Source organism: Halobellus captivus (assembly GCF_007655485.1).
GTDB lineage: Archaea > Halobacteriota > Halobacteria > Halobacteriales > Haloferacaceae > Haloquadratum > Haloquadratum captivum.
The window spans coordinates 212,807-231,310 of sequence record NZ_VJXQ01000001.1 but is presented as its reverse complement, the minus strand read 5'-3'; the positions used below and the strand labels follow the sequence as shown (position 1 = coordinate 231,310).

Genomic DNA, 18,504 nt, shown 5'->3' with positions numbered 1-18,504 from the left:
TCGTAGTCGCGCGCGGCGCGGCGCTCACAGGAGGATCGAAACGATTGTGAGGACGATAAATAGTATCACGAACCACTTCGCGATCTCCATCGTTATCCCGGCGACGCCACGTGCGCCGAGGAGTGCGGCGAGGATGGCGAGAACGAAAAACACGAGGGCTAATTCGAGGAATTCACCCGAGAATAGCTGTAATGAAGTCTGTGCGAGCAGGTCTCCGGTCAGCGTCGTCGCAGCGGTAACTGACATAGTCGATTACGCACTACCCCCCGTTGTTGCTTTATTATACAGATCATATCGTACGGTCGAGTCCGGACGATCGGCCGCCGTTCCGGGGGGTAGTACCGATACCGTCTGGAAAGCCCTCGGATTCTGGATCGCTCGTTCCCACGAATTGGATGTTGGTGAAGAGGACTATCCCGTTTTTCCGCCACCCGGGAAAAAGGGTTCACCGTTGAGACAGCGGTAGTGTTTACTTTGGAGCATTGAGCCAGGCGACAAATGCTTGAAGCCAATGTCGGCGGTTTTAGGCTCAACGTGACTGAAACAGTTTGAAAAAGACGAAGTACGGCGCTTGAGTTCTCGAAAGGTTCGCTCGATGGCATTCCGCTTTCCATTCCGTTCGGTTTGAAATCGGAGTCCAGCTCTGGCCAACGCGGTTTGGAGGCGTTGAGCGCCATCAACCAGAAACACGGCAGATTGAACATTATGTTTCTGGCGAAGTTCACGCAGGAAAATCTCTGTTAACGCGGTGGTTGTCGTCGAAAACAACCGCAAGTGTAGCAGCTCATTCGTGTCAGGATCGGCGACGGCATATTGCCAGAATTGCTGATCGTTGATTCGAATTACGGTTTCGCCAACCGTGACATAATTCGATTTTCGTTCCTCTGTGGGCTGTGATTCAGCCTTCTGCACCCAATCATAGTGCTTTGCGAGATTGCTCGATACCCAGTTCTTCGAGAACTGAAACGGGTTTCGACAGCGAGAGGCCCGCTAACTGGAGTTGAATACCGAGCTTCATCGCGCGCTCGGGTGTCCGCTGTCGCTCCACAAAATCCAAATCAATCCAGTCTGTTCATCCGTTGAGACGGGCGGTTTCTGCCATATACCAGCAAGAAATCAGTCCGCCTCACTCGTCATCCGTAACTAAACACGACCGAGACAGCCGCCCTCGGTTTTATTCGCGTTCGGCCTCCCGAGTCACTCGGGAATTCGGACGTCGTGTTCGAGGACGCCGACGCCTTCGAGTTCGACTTCGACGGTATCGCCGTCTTCGAGCGGGGCGACTCCCGCGGGGGTGCCGGTCGCGATGACGTCACCCGGTTCGAGCGTGAGATACGTCGTGATCTCCTCGATCAGGTCGGGCACCGAAAAGGCCAGGTGCTCCCGCGAGGAGGACTGCCGGGTCTCTCCGTTGACGCGCAGTTCGATGGCGGCGTCCGCGGGGACCTCCTCGGGCGTCGCGAGCACCGGGCCCATCGGCGCGGCGTTGTCGAACGCCTTTCCGCGGACCCAGTTCGTCTCCTGCTGCTGATCGTCGCGGTTCGAGAGGTCGTTCAGGCAGGTGAACCCCGCGACGTAGTCCATCGCGTCGTCGGCGTCGACGTTCCGCGCCGCCTTCTCGATCACGACCGCGATCTCCGCCTCGTGGTCGATGCGCTCTTTCCCGGCCGGAAGCGTCACCGTGTCGCCGTGACCCGAGAGCGTGTTCGGCGGCTTCAGAAAGAGCAGCGGGCGGTCGGGGATCTCGTTGTCCATCTCCGCCGCGTGATCGGCGTAGTTGCGGCCGACGCAGACGATCTTCGTCGGCTCGGTGGGCGGAAGGACGTCGACCTCGTCGAGATCGTACGTCTCGCCGCCGAAGGAGACGCCGTCGCCGTACCACTCGCCTATTCGGATCGATCCTGCGGGATCTCTGAATCTGACCGTGTGCATACCGACCGTGTCGTTCCCGCGTCGTTTCGTTCTTTCCATCTCGTCAGATCCCTCTCCCCCCGTGTTCTTCGCGACCGCCGCGCGGTGAACCCAAGCACCTCGACAGTACGCTTTATTGTCGATCCGGTAGAATATCGAGGTGGACGATGACGATGGAACTCACCTGGCACGGCCACTCCACGTGGCACGTCGACGTCGACGGCACCACCTTCTTGATCGACCCGTTCTTCGACAACCCGAAAACCAGCCTCTCCGCAGATGAGGTCGGGACGCCCGATTACCTGCTTCTCACCCACGGACACGCCGACCACATCGCCGATGCCGGGGCGTTCACCGACGCGACGGTCGTCGGCGTCCCGGAGATGACCGGCTATATGGAGGCGGAAGTCGGCTTCTCGGAGAGCATCGGGATGAACATAGGCGGGACCGTCGAGTGCGGCGAGGCGTTCGTGACGATGCACCGCGCGGATCACACGAACGGACTGAACACGGGCTACGAACACAGTCTCGGAATTCCGGTCGGCTTCCTCCTCAGCGACAAGAAGCCCACGCAGGAGTCCGACGCGGACGCGGCGACGTTCTATCACGCCGGGGATACCGGCCTGATGTCCGAGATGCGCGACGTGATCGGCGCGTACCTCGAACCCGACGCCGCGGCGCTCCCGATCGGCGATCACTACACGATGGGTCCGGTGCAGGCGGCGATCGCGACCGACTGGCTCGACGTCGACCACGCCTTCCCGATGCACTACGACTCGTTCCCGCCGATCGAGATCGACACCGACGACTACGTCCGCGAGGTGAAGGCGACGGGATCCGACACCGAGGTCCACGTCCTCGACGGCGACGAGTCGTTCACGCTCGAATAGCGCGGCCGTCGACCGAATCGAGCGGTGCTAACGCAATCAACCGTCGCAGATCGGGGCGAAAACGACCCGGTCGGCAACCTTTAGGGCAGTCCCGTCCGTTCACCCGGACGGAATGAGCGACATTCAGACTTCGACCGTCAGCGAGGAAGGCTTTGCGAGTACCAGCCAGGTCGGCGACTTCGAACTCACGATCGACGCACTCGGCGAAGCGGGACCGGACCCGAACTCCGTGCTCGTCGCCGACTACGCGTCCTGTTTCCTGCCCGCGTTCCGCGTCGGCGGTCAACAGCGCGGACACGACGACCTCGGCAAGGTCCAGATCGACGCCGACGCCGACCTCGATGACGACGACGACCTCGAAGCGATCCGCTTCGACATCTACGTCGAGGCCGACCTCGACGACGAGACGCTGGCGGAGATCCTCGAACGCGCGGAAGGGATCTGCCACGTTCACTCGGCGCTCCGAGCGGAGCTACGGGCGGACGCGACCGTCCACGGCGACGCGTTCTAACGGATCGATCGACGATAGCGGCGAAAATATCCGTGCGTCACCGACGGTGATACGCGCGGAAGCTCATCGCCTGGCCGTCGGCGATGATCACGTCTCGTCCCTCCGGGTCCGGAGGAGACGTTTCCTCGATTTCGTCGTGTGAGACGTACGGTTCCGCCGGTTCCGAGACGTCCTCGGAGTAGACGTACGGGCTGTTCGGCTGACTTTCCATACGAGCCTGAACGCTGTTCTGAAATATAAATCTTTGTCAGACATTACCACGCAGTGCAAAAACACCACCCGGTGGCTGTTTTCCACCCATTCCGGCGTCAATCGTCGATGGAAGCCGATTCGCGTAAGTCGTCGGCGACGGCCGCCTCGCCGGTTTCGATCTCCGTCCCGAGGAGGTCGAGAAACGCCGCGAGCCACTCGGGGTGGTCGGGCCACGCCTGCCCGGTGACGAGGTTGCCGTCGACGGTCACCTCGTCGACCCACGAACAGCCCGCCGCCTCGACCTCCGCGCGCACCGCCGGATAGGCCGTCATCTCGTAGCCGTCGAGAACGCCCGCGGCCGCCAGAATCTGCGGGCCGTGACACACCGCTGCCACGGGTTTGTCGGTCTCGAAGAAGTGCCGGACGGCGTTCAGTACCTCGTCGTACGTGCGGAGGTACTCCGGTGCCCGCCCGCCGGGGACGACCAGCGCGTCGTAGTCGGCGGGGTCGATGTCATCCATCGTCGCGTTCACCTCGAAGTCGTGCCCGCGCGTTTCGAGGTACGTCTGATCTCCGCGGAAGTCGTGGATGGCCGTCTTGATCTTTTCACCCGCCTCCTTGTCGGGACAGACGGTGTCCACGTCGTGCCCGACCATCTCCAGGGCTTGATACGGTACCATCGTCTCGTAGTCCTCGCCGAAGTCGCCGACGATCATCAGGATCTGTTTTCCCATCGGTTGTACCCAATTTATCGTTCACGTTCTGTGTCAATAACCGTTCCGTCGATCTTCCTCGGTTCATTGTCTCACGATTCGTTGTCTCACGATTCGTTGTCCCTCCGTTCGATGGCTCCCAAGGGCGACTTTCACAACTGTATCTCAATACTGAGAAGGTAATCCGATCTGATACGGAAAGAGGCATATACGCGAGGTCCCACGAAACGAACGTGACGAACTCCCAGCTTACACTCGTTCAGATCGACAACTACGGGCCGTGGACCGTGACCCCGGATCCGCGCCGCGAGATGGACTTGCAGACGCTGCAGTCCCGGCTCTTCGCCGATCTGGCCCAGTTCGTCGGAAGTCGCGACGGCTACGTCTTCTTCACTCGATTCGACAATATGGTCGCGATCACGAATGGCCTCGACGAGAGCGGCCACGAACTCCTTCAAGAGTCGATCGGCAACCGCTATCCGGTGACGATCAGCCTCGGCACCGGCATCGACGCGTCACCCGTCGAGGCGCTCGAATCGGCGACGGACGGCCTCCAGCGCGCCGGATCGGCCCAGGACGGCAACCGCCGCGAGGTGCTAGCGGGGAATTTCCTCTCGGACGCCGACCGGACCGTCGAGGACGTCCAGATCGCTCACTTCGACGTCAACGACGCCACCGGCAAGTACACGGACCGGCTCAACGAGTTCGACTCGTTCATACAGATCGAGCAGGGATACGCGACGCTGATGCGGTATCTCCGCGAGGAGTACGGCGCGCTCTCCTTCTTCGTCGGCGGCGACAACATCATCTCAATCTGCCCGTCGATGACCGCGGAGGACTATCGCGACGCGATCGATCACGTCGAATCCGAGGCGGGCGTCGAACTGAAGGTCGGCGTCGGCGTCGCCAGCACGCCCCACGAGGCCGGAATGGACGCCAAACACGCGCTCGAACGGTGTCGCCACGACGGAACCGACGTCGAGTTCGAACAGCCCCTCGAAGACGTCGAACTGACGACGGACTGATCCGGACACGATCGGATCCGACCGCACCGATGCCACCGCGCGAACGGTACTGGTGGATCAATCTAGACCGGTCGGATCAATCTAGACCGGTCCGATGCCCGAACGGATCATAGTTTTGTTATGTATTATTCGTATTTAGCAAAAACATTTTTCTGGAGGTCGAAGTATTAAGTCGTTGGCAGTCCAAGTACTACCCGCGATGAGTACCCAAAAGACGGTCCGACAGCACGCGGGCGAAGTCGAGGGAAGCGAAGCCCTCCGGATGGATTCAGAGAAGGCCACACAGATAGTTGACGCGTTGAACACGGATCTGGCGTCGACGTACGTCCTCTACCACCAACTGCGGAAGCACCACTGGAACGTCGAGGGTGCGGAGTTCCGCGATCTCCATCTGTTCCTCGGCGAGGCCGCCGAAGAGGCGGAAGCGTTCGCCGACGAACTGGCCGAGCGCGCGCAGGCGCTCGGTGGCGTACCGGTCGCCGGAATGGGTGCGCTTGAGGAACGGGCGGCGGTGACGCCGGAAGACGAGGACGTGTACGACATCCGCACGTCGCTTCGGAACGATATGGAGATGTACGGCGACATCATCGAGACGCTTCGAGACCACATCGAGCTGGCGGAGAACCTCGGCGATCCAACGACCGCGCATATGCTCCGCGAGAACCTCATCGAGGTCGAAGAGGCGGCCCACCACTTCGAGCACTACCTCGAAGACGACACGCTCGTGATCGAATCCGCGATGGAGTAGCGTCCTCGAACCGCCTGTGACCGTCAGAAGAACCGAAATCTGTCTTTTCTGATCACCGAGTTTACCGCTCGAGCGGCGTCGAAAGCTCCGCATCGATCGAGATCCACCCGTCGCAATTTCCGCTCTCGGTGAAGACGACGCGGTCCGGCGACGACCGATGCGCCGAGACCTGCGTCGTTGCTCGCCCGTCGGAACCGCGTTCGATAGCGCCGTCGCCCTCGACGACATTCGTTCCGTTCATCACCAGTGGATGACCGGGCTGCGAATAAAACGCTTTTGGTCGGCCTAAAACGAATCGTCTGTGGGCGCTTCGACCGCCAGCTCCGAGTACGGGTGACCTCCGACGACGATCTACCGTCACCAGCCTTCCGCGGACGTCAAGCGTATACTCCCGCAGAACGAGACTCCGACGATGACCGATTCGCTGTTCTCCCCGCTGGAACTCCGCAGCACGGAGATTCCGAACCGCGTCACTGTGTCGCCGATGTGTCAGTACTCCGCCGAGGACGGCTTCGCGACCGAGTGGCATCGTGTGCACCTCGGAAGCCGGGCAGTCGGCGGCGCGGGAGTCGTAATGACAGAAGCGACCGCCGTCTCGCCCGTCGGCCGCATCTCTCCGGGCGATCTCGGAATCTGGTCCGAGGATCACGGCGACGCCCTCCGAGAGACGGTCGCGTTCATCCGAGAACGGGGGAGCGTTCCGGGTATCCAGTTGGCCCACGCGGGGCGGAAAGGAAGCGTTACGCCGCCGTGGGACGGCGGAACGCCCATCCCCGTCGATGACGGCGGTTGGGAGGTGATCGCCCCGAGCGATGACCCGTACCCGCATTCGACGGGTGAACCGGTCCCCACGCGAGCGATGACATGGGAGGATATGGACCGGGTGATCGAGCAGTTCCGTCTGGCGGCCGAGCGCGCACGCGACGTCGGCTTCGGGATCGCCGAAATTCACCTCGCGCACGGGTACCTCCTCCACGAGTTCCTCTCGCCCGTCACGAACGATCGAGACGACGAGTACGGCGGTTCCTTCGAGAACCGGGCTCGCTTCCCGCTCGAAGTCACCGAAGCGGTCCGCGACGTGTGGCCCGACGATCAGCCCCTGTTCGTGCGGATCTCCGCGACGGACTGGCTCCCCGACCGTCCCTCGTGGGACCTCGACGACTCCGCCCGTCTGGCACCGCTCCTTTCGGATGCGGGCGCGGATCTGATCGACGTGAGTTCCGGTGGGATCCACCCCGACCAACGGGTGCCCGAAAGCGGCCCCGGCTACCAGGTGCCGTACGCCGAGCGCGTCAAGGATGCCACGGACGCGGCCGTCGGTGCGGTCGGCGGAATCACGACGCCCGAACAGGCCGATCAGCTGATCCGGAACGGCCGCGCCGACCTGGCGCTGCTGGCGCGCGAGCACATTCGGAACCCGTATTTCACCCTGGAGGCCGCCCGCGACCTCGGCGTCGACGTCGAGTGGCCGAAGCAGTACGAGCGGGGTCGTTTCCGCTGAACAGCGCGCCCAACGTCCGTTTCCCGGTCGTCCTCCCGCCGACTCGGGTCGATTTCCCGCTATCTCGCTGCGGTCTCTCTCGACCGCGGCGCACACGCTTTTGAGCGTCCGAGCCTAACACAGGGTATGGCCCCACGCGACTCCGAGGCGGACCTCCGCGAACTCGTCGCGGAACTCGAAGCGACGCTCTCCGCGCTTCGAGCCGAACTCGACGATGATCGGCCCGCAGAGCGATCGATCGAGACGCGCCGCGAAGCCGACGCGCCGGACGACCGCCGATCGCCGCGACCGACGCCCACGCGTCGGCGTCGCTCCCCGAGCCCGCCGTCGCTCTCGGAGCTGTTCCGATTCACCGAGCAGTACACGCTCCCGACGCTCATCGCGACTCTCGAAGCGACGATCCAGTCGTTAGAACTCCTCCGCGGGGCGCTCCGACTCGCCGATCCGGAGCGCTCGGCGTTCGACGGCTCGGGGCGCGCCGACCACTCCTCGACGTCGCGATTGAGCGACGGCGTCGCGGGCGTCGGTCGCGGCGCGGTCTCGGGCGTCGAACGCGCGCTGTCGGAGCTTCAGACGGCGCTTTCGGAGTCCGAACTGCCCGAGGACGAGACGTCTCGGACGCTCCTCGAAGACGCCAGACAGCTCTCCGAGGAGGTATCGGACCGGCTCGCCGGTGCATCGAGTGCGCGCGAGGCAGACCGATACGGCTACCGACGGGAGGACCGCACTTCGACGGCGTCGGACACATCGCGACGAGCCGACGAAACTGCGGCGTCCGGCGGCGTCGAGATCGCCGTTCGCGACAGCGCCGATTCCTCCGATTCTTCCGATTCTCCCGATTCCGGCGGCGACCGAACGGCAGACCCAGGGGACGAACGCGACGCCGACGAGTCACCGCAGGTAGACGTCGAAGCCGAACTGGCCTCGATCAAGGACGAAGTCGACGAGGTACCCGGCTCCGACGATACCGACAGACGGGACGAGAGCGGTGGTGCCGATAAAGGAGACGAGGGCGGTGGTGTCGACAAAGGAGACGAGAGCGGCGACGCTGACACACAGCCACAGTAATTCGAGTTAGGACGACGTGAGCCGAGCGACGGCCCCTGTGTCGCCGCTGCCGTCGCTCTCCTCGGTCGTGAGCAGGTACACCTCGCCCGCTTGATCGCGGCCGAATCCGAGGACGAACTGACCGAGATTGTCGTCGCCGTCGATCGAAACCGTCGAGATGTCCCACGGAGTCGGCTCGCCGGGGTCGACCGCGAACAGCCGACCGCGCGCGAGAAAGTCCGCGAAGACGTACGCGCCGCGTAGCGCGCCCAGCGACTCGCTCTCGCAGACGACGCCGCCGATGACAGAGACCCCGGTGACGTCACCGCCGTCGTGCGGGTACTCCGCCACGGGATCGACGAACACATCGCCAGCGGGCGTCGCGACGGGGCACGACTCCGCGCGGAAGCAGTGCGCCCCCTCGCGGACGTTCCACCCGTAGTTTCCGCCGCGTTCGAGGAGGTTCAGCTCCTCCCACGCGCTCTGTCCGACGTCGGCGACGTAGCAGTCCCGACCGTGAAACGAGAGCCGCCAAGGGTTCCGAAATCCCCACGCGTACTGTTCGTCGAGCCCCTCGCGGCCGACGAGCGGATTGTTCTCGGGAATCGCGTACGGTTTCTCATCACCGCCCGCGGTTGCACTGCTCCCGTCGACGCCGCCGCGCCCGTTCACGTCGATCCGGAGGACGCTTCCGAGGAGGTTCTCGGTGACGTCCTGCCCGTTTCCGCCGTCAACGGCGTCGTACCAGTCGTCGACGTGCCCCGTGCCGACGTCGTTGCCGCCGCCGCCGTCGCCGAACGCGACGTAGAGGTAGCCGTCGGGGCCGAACGCGAGCGCTCCGGCGTTGTGGTTCGACTGCGGCTGTGGCACTTCGAGGACTCTCCGCTCTTCGGGGTCGCCGACGGCGTCGGCGTCGGGATCCACCGTGAGCTCCGCGAGGACGGCCGTGTGACTGTAGGTACGCGGCGTTCCCGATCGGGGTTCGGTGCTGTAGCGGACGTAAAGCCGACCGTTGTCCGCGAACTCCGGATGAGCCGCCGCACCCAGCAGGCCGCGCTCGCCCCCGAGGAGGACGCGGTCGGAGAGATCGAGAAAGGGCGAGTCGCTTCGGCCGCGCCCATCGATGTCCCAGATGCGGCCGTCGCGGTCGACGACGAACCGACGGTCGGTTCCGGCTGGAGCGACGAAATCGAGCGGGGCCGCGAACCCCGCGGCGATCGGTTCGAGGGCCACACTCGCATCCTCGAGATCCGGCCGCGGGCCGCCCGTCTCCGTCGGCGTCGGTACCCGAGGTTCGGCGGCCTCCGAACCTTCGTCTCGACCGCCGCCCGACATCGTGGTCTCGTCGGTCGAATCGGCACCGCTGTCACCGCCGGGCGCGCTGAGGCCGGTACACCCCGCTAACGACGCGAGTCCGGCGGCGATCCCGGCCCGAAGCACCCGGCGTCTGCGACGGTTGTCCATACGGGATCGACGGTGCGCGAGCACAAGGGCGGTTCGGCCGCGCGGCCGCGGGAGAGCGTCACAGGCACTTTCGGATCAGAAGCGCCGATCGGATCCGAACGGCTTACCACCGGAGCGTTCGGAGACGGAGATATGACAGCGGCACTCGTCGCCCGCGAGGTTCGGAAATCCTACGACGACGTGACGGCGCTCGACGGCGTTTCGATCGACGTCGACGCGGGCGAGGTGTTCGGCCTCGTCGGCCCCAACGGCGCGGGAAAGACCACGCTTGTCCGTGCGCTCACGGGGACGACGAGGGTCGACGGCGAGGTGTCCGTTCTGGGGCGCGACCCCGAGCACGTCGAGAAATCGAAGATCGGCCTCCTTCCGCAATCGTTTTCGCCCGCGGCGCGGCTGACCCCCCGCGAACTGCTGGCGCAGTACGGCGGCCTGTACGAACGCGCGCGTACGCCCGAAGAAGTGCTCTCTGACGTCGGAATCGAAGGCGAGAGTGCCGAACAGTGGTACGAGACGCTCTCGGGGGGACAGAAGCGTCGCGTCTGCGTCGCCATCGCGCTCGTGAACGACCCCGAGATGCTCTTTCTCGACGAACCAACGACCGGAATCGACCCCGCGGGTCGCCGCGCGCTGTGGTCGCTCCTCGACGGCCTCGCGGCGGGAGGGACGACCGTCTTCCTCACCAGCCACTCGATGGCCGAGGTCGAACGCCTCGCCGACCGCGTGGGCTTCCTGAGCGAGGGACGACTCGTCGCCGTCGGGTCACCGAACGATCTCATCGAGGCACACGGGGGTCGGAGTCGGCTCGTCGTCGAGACCGAGTCGGCCCCGGACAAATCTCGGCTCGCAGCGGGTCTCGACGGCGACGGGAGCCAGCCGTCCGACGATCCCGAGATATCCTTCGACGTCTCCGTCGCCGACGGGATGCTGACAGTCGAGGGTGTGGGTCCCCGAGAGATCGGTGACGTCGTGAGCGCGCTCGAAAGGCGCGGTGTCGCGTTCGAATCGCTGACGTGGAAGCAACCCGGCCTCGAGGACGTCTACCTCGAACTGACGGGGAGCTCATTCGACGCCGACAGCGCTGAGATCGCCGACACCACCGCCAACACCGCCGATATCGACGCCGGAGGGGAGCGTCGATGAGCCGTCTCGGCCGCATCCGCGCGGAGTTCACCGCGTCGTGGCACGCCTTCCTCCGGCGGCGGACGGCGGTGTTCTTCACCTTCTTCTTCCCGGCGATTATCGTCGTGATCTTCGGCGCGCTGGTGCAGACGCAGCCGACGGGCGGGGGCCTCTTCGCGGAGCCGAAGGGCTACTACATCGCGGGATACCTCGCGGTCGTCGTCCTCTTTACGCCGTTGTCACGGATCGGAAGTACCGTGGCGCGCTACCGCGAAGGAAGTCGCTTCGAGAAGCTGGCGACGACGCCGTTGACCCGCGCGGAGTGGCTCCTCGCGCAGTCGCTCGTGAACGTCGTCGTGATCGGCGTCGCGGCGCTCTTACTGCTCGCGCTCTCGGCGCTCGTCACCGGCACGTCGATTCCGACGACGCCCGCGACGCTTCTGATCGTACCGTTCGTCGCCCTCGGCGTCGTCCTCTTCTGCGGCCTCGGTGCGATCATCGGTCGCGTCGCAGACTCCCAAGACGGCGTCATCGCGGCCTCGAACGCCATCGCGCTGCCGCTCCTTTTCCTCTCTGATACCTTCGTCACCCCGGACCTGTTGCCCGCGTGGTTCCGCCCCGCGCTGGGCCTGTCGCCGCTGACGTACGTCGCCCGCGGCGTCCGCGCGGTGACGTATCCGGAGGCTGCGACCGCCGCGCTCCCGAACCTCCTCGTGGTCGCGGTCCTCGCGGCGGCCTTCTTCGCCGCGGGCGCGCTGGCCGTTCCGCGAACGGACTAATTCCGTCGACCGGTCCGACGAGCGAAGTTCCTTAGTCCGTAACCCGCGAACACCCGCGTATGGCCGAAGACGATATCGACGACGTCGACAAAGCGATCCTCCACGCGCTCCAGGAAGATGCCCGAAATATGTCCTCAGGGGATATCGCCGAGCGGACTGGGACGTCCGACAGCACCGTCCGCAAGCGGATTCAGCGGCTCGAATCCGACGGGATGATCAAGGGATACAGCGCCGACGTGGACTATCAGGCGTCCGGGTACCCGCTCCGGATGTTGTTGTTCTGCACGGCGTCGATCCCGGAGCGCGGCGATCTCATCCCGGATATCCTCGATATCGACGGCGTCATCTCCGTCCAGGAACTCGTCACGGGCGAGCGGAACCTCCTCGTCACCGTGGTTGGGGAGACGGACGGCGACATCACACCCGTCGCACAGGAGCTGTTGGAGATGGGGCTGACGGTGGCGGACGAGGTGCTCGTCCGCAGTCACGAGACGAAACCGTTCGGCGAGTTCGACTCCCCGTAAGCCCGCCCGACGACCGTAGCCCCCTCAAAGTCTCACTACGGGCACATCTCGCTCGGCGGTTCGTCTCGTCCGTTCGTTGTGTTCGATAGGCCGAATAGTCGCGCGTTTCGCCGGAAGGAGTCCCACAGACGGCTCTCGGTCGCTGCACGGATTCGCGGGGCACAACGATAGATCGGTATCGAGGGAGCAAAATCGCTCATCAGAACGAGCCGAGAGGTCCAGAACATAATGTTCTATAATTTCCTTTCTGCGAACGATCTGTTCGGTATAGGTGGATTTAATAGACAGTCTGTTCTTGGAACTGACGAGAAGATCTGCTATTGCCACTGGCGACCTCGGAGCGGGTCGCCGGGGGGAATGCCAGACCAACTAGATACCAAAGGATGACAGGGCAGAAGCAATCGGAGGCGATCGGCGAGTTACCGAGTGGGAAACCGCAGACGGACGCGCTAACGCCTGTGGTGGTCACGCGACTCACGTGGGCGTTGTTCGTCGCAAGCCTCGGAGCGGTCGGGGCTCGAACGCTCGGGTGGTGGACGACGCTTCCGACCGCGGGCCCGTTCGCGATCGACGGGCTGACGCTCCTCCTGTGGGTCGTCGTGACCTTCTTCGCCGGTATCGTCGACAGCTACTCCCGTCGATATATGGCCGGAACCCACGGAGTCGGCCGATTTTTCGTCCGGACGCTCGGATTTACCCTGATCGTAATGCTGCTCGCCGCCGCGGATCACGCGCTGCTTTTCGCGGCCGCGTGGCTGGCGATGGGGCTCGTGATGGCCGACTTGATCGGCCACGTTCGCGGCTGGCCGCAGGCGCAGTCGGCCGCGCGGTTCGCCCGCCGGTACTTCCTCGGGAGCAGCGCCCTGCTCGGTGTCGCCATCGCGGTTCTGTGGTGGGTGACGGGTGCGACGACCGTCTCGGGGTTCGCCGCGGCGGCCGGATCGCTCCCGGTGACGGCGGTGTTCGTCGTCTCCGCCGCGCTCGTCCTGGGGGCGATGATCCAGTCGGCGCTGCTGCCGTTCCACGGTTGGCTCCTCGCCTCGATGACCGCCCCCACGCCCGCGTCGGCGCTTATGCACGCGGGGTTCGTCAACGCTGGCGGGATCTTGCTCCTCCGGTTCTCGCCGGTCATCACCGCGGAGCCTGCGGTGATGCTCGCGATCGTTCTCCTCGGCGCTCTCAGCGCGCTGGGCGGGAAGCTCCTCAAGTCGGTGCAAACTGACGTCAAACGCCGCCTTGGCTGCTCGACCGTCGGCCAGATGGGATTTATGATTATGCAGGCCGGACTCGGATTCTTCGGTGCCGCGATCACCCACCTGATCCTGCACGGGTGCTACAAGGCCTACAAGTTCCTTTCGGCGGGAAGTCGGATCAATCGGACGAGCCCGAACCCGGACTCCGACCACGGGTCCCTCGGAGTCGTCGGCGTCGCGGTGACGCTCCTCTCGGCAGTCGCGGGCGGAGCGGTGTTCGTAGCCCTTACCGGCAAGGGGTCGGGGCCAGACAGCGGCGTTCTGCTGCTGCTTATCGTCGTCTTGACAACCCTGCACGCGACGCGGACGGCGCTCGCACAGACCGCCCTTTCCGCGCCGGTCCGGATCGGTGCGGTCCCGTTCGTGTTCCTCCCGGCGATCGCGCTGTACGGCGCGATCTACCGTACCGTCGAGACGGTCCTGCGCGACGTGCCAGCCGTCACCGCACCGGCCGAACTGACGGTCGGACACGCCGCCGTGGCCGTCGCGTTTCTCCTCGCCTACCTCGCGATCGAGACGGGAGCCTACCGGCGCAGTCGGCGTCTCTACACGGCGCTACTGAACGCGACCAGACCGCCGTCAGCGACCCTGCTAACCGCTACGGAGGACTACAATGAGTACTGAAACTGCCATCCGCGACAGCATCGACCAGGCGAAGCGCGCGATCGGACGCACCTGGCCGCTCCACTCGTTCGTGACGGCCAACCCGCTCGCGGGGTTCGAGGATCGACCCTTCCACGAGGCGGTTCGCGAGGGGGAGCGTCTGTACGGCGGACGGGGATACCCGAGCGCATCGGTCTTTCGCCGGGCGTGGGAGCAGGGCCGAATCAACCCCGATCGACTGCGTGCGGCGCTGGCGCGGCACGGGTACGACGCCGACGCGGACGAAGCCGACCCCGAGGCGCTCCTCGATCGGATGGCGTCGGAGACCGAAGCGAGCGACGCGGGTCCCGACGACGACGCCGATCGGACGCCGACGCCGTCCGATCAGGTCGACGCCGTGCTGACGAAGTGGCTGTCGGCGTTCCTCGACGAGGGAGCCGCCAAATGGCCGATGCCGGACCGCTCGAACGGGTTTTACCGCGCGTTTCGCGCCGCCGCACGGTACGACCGCCAGATCCCCGACCGGGAGGCGATCGCGGGGCTCCCGGACGACCCGATCGACGCGCTCGCCGATCGCCTCGCAGATCGCCCGCGTGACCGGTGGGCGTCGGCGTTCGAGCACCACCTGAGCGCGCTCCCCGGTTGGACCGGTTTGATCAGACGCCGCGCCGAAGACGGCGGCGTCTGGCAGTCGGCCTGTCCGATCACGCTGCCCGGGTACCTGGCCGTCCGGCTGACGCTCGCGGACCTGTTCGGCGCGCAGATCGTCCCCGACGGCGCGGAAGCCGATGTGGGATCTACTCCCGGAAACGCGGACGCCGCGGGCGACGTCCCGCTCGCGGAGGTGTGGCTGAACGCTTGGGAGGCGACGTACCGCGAGCGGCTCGTCGACGAAGTCGCCGCCAGGAGCCCCCGCGTCGACGAGCGCCGCGAGGACGCCGGAGACGACGCTGACGATGGATCCCGCCCGGACGCGCAGATGGTATTCTGCATCGACACCCGGTCGGAAGTCATCCGCAGACACGTCGAGTCGGCTGGGAACTACGAGACGCACGGCTACGCCGGGTTCTTCGGGATTCCGATGCGGTACGAAGGCCGCGGCTCGGCGGTCGGAACCGACGCATGTCCGCCGATCGTCGACGTCGCCCACCGGATCGAGGACAGACCGAGAGCGGACCGCGAGCACCGTCACGAGCGCCACGCCCGGTGGACGAACCTGCTGGAGGCGGGCGAGCGAGTGCTCGAGGGGCTCAAGTCGAACGCGGCGACCGCGTTCAGTTTCGTCGAGACCGCCGGGAGCGGCTACGGGGCCGCACTCGCCGCGCGGACGCTCCTCCCGGGACGCGTTCACACCGCCATCGACGCGGTCGAGGGGCGGACGCCGTCCGCGCACGAGTTCTGTGGCCCGACGCTCGATCACGACGATACGGACGAGGGCGAGATCCCGCGCGGGATGACGTTCGAAGAGCGCGTCGAGTACGCCGCGAACGCCTTCGAGCTGATGGGCTGGGAGGAGTTCGCGCGCCTGGTCGTGTTTACCGGTCACGCCAGCGAGACGGCGAACAACCCTTTCGGATCGAGTCTCGACTGCGGGGCCTGTGCCGGAAACCCGGGCGGCCCGAACGCCCGGGTCCTCGCGGCGATCTGTAACGAGGGGCGGGTGCGGGCGGAGCTAGCCGATCGCGGGATCGAGATCCCCGACGACACCGTCTTCCTCGCGGGCGAGCACAACACCACGACCGACGAGGTGACGCTGTACGCGGGCGACGTCTCCGAGAGCCACGAAAGCGACGTCGAACGGCTGCGCGCCGACCTCGCGAGCGCCACCGCGGACGCCGCCGCCGAACGCGCGGCGTCGATGGATGCCCCTTCCGATGACGCCGAGCGCGAAACGAAGCGCCGCGCCGCCGACTGGGCGGAGACCCGCCCGGAGTGGGGCCTCGCAGGCAATGCGGGGTTCGTCGTCGGACCCCGGGCGCTCACGGCCGATCTGGACCTCGACGGACGCTCGTTCCTGCACTCCTACGACTGGCGGACCGACCCCGAGGGCGACGCCCTGGAGGCGATCCTGACGGGACCGATGGTGGTCACCCAGTGGATCAACGCCCAGTACTACTTCGCTACCGTCGACACCGCCGTCTACGGGAGCGGCTCGAAGGTGACGCACAACCCGGTCGGAAACGTCGGCGTCTACCAGGGCAACGGCGGCGATCTACTGGGCGGGCTCCCGCTTCAGTCGGTGATGCGCTCGGACGACGACCCCTACCACCAGCCGCTCCGGCTCTCGACGGTCGTCCACGCGCCCGTCGATCGCGTCGCCGACGTCCTCTCGGCGCACGAACACCTCACCGACCTGCTCGACAACGACTGGCTCTCGCTGACCGTCGTCGATCCCACCCGGGATCACGACGCCTTCCGCTACGACGAGGGGCTCGCGTGGACCGGCCTCGACGCGCCGGAGCCGTCGATCGAAGAAGCGCGAGAGTCCCAGGTGAGCGCCCCCGTCGCCGACGACTGAGAGACCGTTGTCGGCCCTCCCTCGGTTACCGCTCGTCCCCTTGCGACTCTGGCGTACCCGTCGCTTCGCCGGAATCGCCTCCACCGTGCGTTCCCGCCTCCTCGTTATGGTTCGTCCCCGCCTCTGAGTTGTACTCGTCGGCTATTCCGATCCCGGCGCGTCCGGACCGATACGCATCGACGGCGCGACCGAGCCGCGCTTCGAGTTCCTCCCGTAGCTCGTCGGCGCGGGCGCTCGATACGTCGACGGCGGCCGCGTCTTGGCCGCCCAGCGAGAGCGACCCGGCGGTGTCGACTGTGACCGTCGCGAGCCCGAGCCGTCTTTGAAAGACGCTCCGGGAGTCGATGACCGTCTGGATCCGGTAGTACGGCACGATCTTCGTCTCGCGTCTGAGAACGCCATTTCGGGTGACGACGTGGTGCTCGCCCAGCCAGTGGCCGCGGTTGCGCCAGGTGAGGTGCGCGAACAGGACCGCGACCGGGAGCAGAGACAGCGAGATCCACCACGGGAACGGGAGCGAGAGCAGCGCGCTGACACCGTAGAGCGCTCCCGCGAAAACGGCCACGACGAGCAGGTAGCGAACGAGATAACGCCGCCGCGCGCGCTTGGGGGGTCGCTCGAACGACACGTCGCCGACGGGTTCGAGTTCCTCGACGAGTTCGAGAACGTGCTCCCGTTTGGCGAGCGGAATCGCCGCCTCCGATCCCCGACCTCCGGCACCGGAACTCCCGGGCGTGTAGCCCGCCGTCTCGATGTAGAGCGTCGCATAGCCGAAGTACCGCTTCAGCGGGTTGTCCGCGATCGTCAGCGTCTGGATCTTGTCGAACGGGATCGATCCGTCGTAGCGTTGGAGCAGCCCGCGCTCGTACTGCAGTTCGTCGCCCGAGCGAACGAGCCGGAAGCCGTAGTACTCGATGATCGACGCGGCGGCCCCGGCGATCCACGAGACGAGCGCGACGGCGACGACGAGGACGACCGCGACCACCGCGAGCGCGAGGCCGGGGACTGACTCCAGGTAGTTGCCGATGACGGTCGATCCGACCGTCGAGACGAGAATGAAGAGAACCCCGGGAACGCGGAAGTCCACGGACAGCGCGCCGAGGATCGCGAGTTCGCTCCGGTCGAGCGCGAACAGCTCCGTCGACTCCGGTTCCGCGAACGTCGCTGTCGACGGCCGTCCTCCTCCCGCCACCCCTTCATCCACCGACACACCTTCGTCCGTCGCCACCGCTTCGCTCCCAGACTCGACCGCCCCGCCCCGCTTCAGCCGCGCTAGTTCGCGCTGGAGGCGCTTGGCCTCGTCGAAGGTGACGAACCGGAGCTGGGCTTCGGTCTCACCGCCCCCGGCGGTCTCGAATGAGACGACGGCGATACCGAGCCCGCGCTGGACGATGTTCCGCGAGATGTCGACGTTCTGTATCCGACGGAGCGGGATCTCGCGGCTTCGGCGCGAGAAGACGCCGGAGTCGATATCGAGCGTCTCCGCCGCGAGTTCGTAGCTGAACCGCCTGACGTAGGCGACCTCGTAGCCGACGAGCGCGGCGACCGCGAGGAGGGCGACACCCACCAGCACGAGTGGCCCCGCGGGACCGAGGCCCGGAAGCGTGACGCCGCCGCCCACCGCGAAGGCGAGGAAGACCACGATTCCGCCGCCGCGCTGGAACACCCGGTACGGGACCGACAGCGGCGAGAGCGATCGGGGCATC

At 65.7% G+C, this 18,504-nt stretch carries 18 protein-coding genes and 1 pseudogene; 11 read left to right on the top strand and 8 right to left on the bottom strand.

Features of this window, described 5'->3' with window-relative positions; all coding sequences use genetic code 11:
* Positions 1-24: 24 nt before the first annotated feature.
* The 3 genes and pseudogenes from FJT57_RS01105 to FJT57_RS01095 form a co-directional block, all read right to left on the bottom strand.
* Positions 25-246 carry a DUF1328 family protein gene (locus tag FJT57_RS01105; protein ID WP_144900967.1) on the bottom strand — a complete coding sequence of 74 codons (222 nt, stop codon included), beginning with the start codon at positions 244-246 and terminating at the stop codon, positions 25-27.
* Between the two features lie 223 nt (positions 247-469).
* Positions 470-1,063, bottom strand: a pseudogene (locus FJT57_RS01100) (IS6 family transposase).
* Positions 1,064-1,197: 134 nt separating this feature from the next.
* On the bottom strand, positions 1,198-1,932 hold the full coding sequence (locus tag FJT57_RS01095) for a fumarylacetoacetate hydrolase family protein (protein WP_144900966.1): 735 nt from the start codon (positions 1,930-1,932) through the stop codon (positions 1,198-1,200).
* A gap of 152 nt (positions 1,933-2,084) precedes the next feature.
* Here FJT57_RS01095 and FJT57_RS01090 point away from each other — a divergent pair, with 152 nt between their 5' ends.
* Positions 2,085-2,801 carry a metal-dependent hydrolase gene (locus FJT57_RS01090; protein WP_144902470.1) on the top strand — a complete coding sequence of 239 codons (717 nt, stop codon included), beginning with the start codon at positions 2,085-2,087 and terminating at the stop codon, positions 2,799-2,801.
* A gap of 112 nt (positions 2,802-2,913) precedes the next feature.
* Complete coding sequence (locus FJT57_RS01085) at positions 2,914-3,312, top strand: OsmC family protein (RefSeq protein WP_144900965.1); 399 nt, start codon at positions 2,914-2,916, stop codon at positions 3,310-3,312.
* Positions 3,313-3,349: 37 nt separating this feature from the next.
* On the opposite strand, the gene FJT57_RS16535 is transcribed toward FJT57_RS01085, so the two are convergent.
* Together FJT57_RS16535 and FJT57_RS01080 are read right to left on the bottom strand one after the other, a co-directional pair.
* Entirely contained in the window at positions 3,350-3,523 is a 174-nt protein-coding gene (locus FJT57_RS16535) for a hypothetical protein (RefSeq protein ID WP_203229064.1), read from the bottom strand.
* 97 nt (positions 3,524-3,620) lie between these two features.
* A complete protein-coding gene (locus FJT57_RS01080) occupies positions 3,621-4,238 on the bottom strand; it encodes a DJ-1/PfpI family protein (RefSeq protein ID WP_144900964.1) in 618 nt (205 codons plus the stop codon).
* A 212-nt stretch (positions 4,239-4,450) separates the two neighbouring features.
* On the opposite strand from FJT57_RS01080, the gene FJT57_RS01075 reads away from it, so the two are divergent.
* Both FJT57_RS01075 and dpsA read left to right on the top strand, forming a co-directional pair.
* Positions 4,451-5,242 (top strand): GTP cyclohydrolase III, encoded by a 792-nt coding sequence (locus FJT57_RS01075; RefSeq protein WP_144900963.1) that lies wholly within the window; start codon positions 4,451-4,453, stop codon positions 5,240-5,242.
* Positions 5,243-5,441: 199 nt separating this feature from the next.
* On the top strand, positions 5,442-5,990 hold the full coding sequence (gene dpsA, locus FJT57_RS01070; protein ID WP_144900962.1) for a DNA starvation/stationary phase protection protein DpsA: 549 nt from the start codon (positions 5,442-5,444) through the stop codon (positions 5,988-5,990).
* A gap of 61 nt (positions 5,991-6,051) precedes the next feature.
* Here dpsA and FJT57_RS01065 read toward each other — a convergent pair whose 3' ends face one another.
* Positions 6,052-6,231 (bottom strand): hypothetical protein, encoded by a 180-nt coding sequence (locus tag FJT57_RS01065; protein WP_144900961.1) that lies wholly within the window; start codon positions 6,229-6,231, stop codon positions 6,052-6,054.
* A gap of 171 nt (positions 6,232-6,402) precedes the next feature.
* Between FJT57_RS01065 and FJT57_RS01060 the strand changes: the two genes are divergently transcribed.
* The gene (locus FJT57_RS01060) at positions 6,403-7,491 is read left to right on the top strand and encodes an NADH:flavin oxidoreductase/NADH oxidase (protein WP_144900960.1); all 1,089 of its coding nucleotides are present in this window, start codon (positions 6,403-6,405) and stop codon (positions 7,489-7,491) included.
* A 126-nt stretch (positions 7,492-7,617) separates the two neighbouring features.
* Positions 7,618-8,559 (top strand): DUF7547 family protein, encoded by a 942-nt coding sequence (locus tag FJT57_RS01055; RefSeq protein ID WP_144900959.1) that lies wholly within the window; start codon positions 7,618-7,620, stop codon positions 8,557-8,559.
* A 6-nt stretch (positions 8,560-8,565) separates the two neighbouring features.
* On the opposite strand, the gene FJT57_RS01050 is transcribed toward FJT57_RS01055, so the two are convergent.
* On the bottom strand, positions 8,566-10,002 hold the full coding sequence (locus tag FJT57_RS01050) for a PQQ-dependent sugar dehydrogenase (protein ID WP_144900958.1): 1,437 nt from the start codon (positions 10,000-10,002) through the stop codon (positions 8,566-8,568).
* Between the two features lie 132 nt (positions 10,003-10,134).
* Between FJT57_RS01050 and FJT57_RS01045 the strand changes: the two genes are divergently transcribed.
* The 5 genes from FJT57_RS01045 (at position 10,135) to FJT57_RS01025 (ending at position 16,798) form a co-directional block, all read left to right on the top strand.
* Positions 10,135-11,142, top strand: a complete 1,008-nt coding sequence (locus FJT57_RS01045) for an ABC transporter ATP-binding protein (protein ID WP_144900957.1) — start codon at positions 10,135-10,137, stop codon at positions 11,140-11,142.
* Positions 11,139-11,900 (top strand): ABC transporter permease, encoded by a 762-nt coding sequence (locus FJT57_RS01040; RefSeq protein ID WP_144900956.1) that lies wholly within the window; start codon positions 11,139-11,141, stop codon positions 11,898-11,900. Before FJT57_RS01045 ends, FJT57_RS01040 begins: the two co-directional genes overlap by 4 nt.
* Before the next feature lie 59 nt (positions 11,901-11,959).
* Positions 11,960-12,424 (top strand): Lrp/AsnC family transcriptional regulator, encoded by a 465-nt coding sequence (locus FJT57_RS01035; protein ID WP_144900955.1) that lies wholly within the window; start codon positions 11,960-11,962, stop codon positions 12,422-12,424.
* Between the two features lie 383 nt (positions 12,425-12,807).
* Positions 12,808-14,301 carry a proton-conducting transporter transmembrane domain-containing protein gene (locus FJT57_RS01030; protein WP_144900954.1) on the top strand — a complete coding sequence of 498 codons (1,494 nt, stop codon included), beginning with the start codon at positions 12,808-12,810 and terminating at the stop codon, positions 14,299-14,301.
* A complete protein-coding gene (locus FJT57_RS01025) occupies positions 14,291-16,798 on the top strand; it encodes a DUF2309 domain-containing protein (protein WP_144900953.1) in 2,508 nt (835 codons plus the stop codon). The genes FJT57_RS01030 and FJT57_RS01025 overlap by 11 nt, the downstream gene beginning before the upstream one ends.
* Before the next feature lie 25 nt (positions 16,799-16,823).
* On the opposite strand, the gene FJT57_RS01020 is transcribed toward FJT57_RS01025, so the two are convergent.
* The gene (locus FJT57_RS01020; protein ID WP_144900952.1) at positions 16,824-18,503 is read right to left on the bottom strand and encodes a PH domain-containing protein; all 1,680 of its coding nucleotides are present in this window, start codon (positions 18,501-18,503) and stop codon (positions 16,824-16,826) included.
* Position 18,504: the final 1 nt, after the last annotated feature.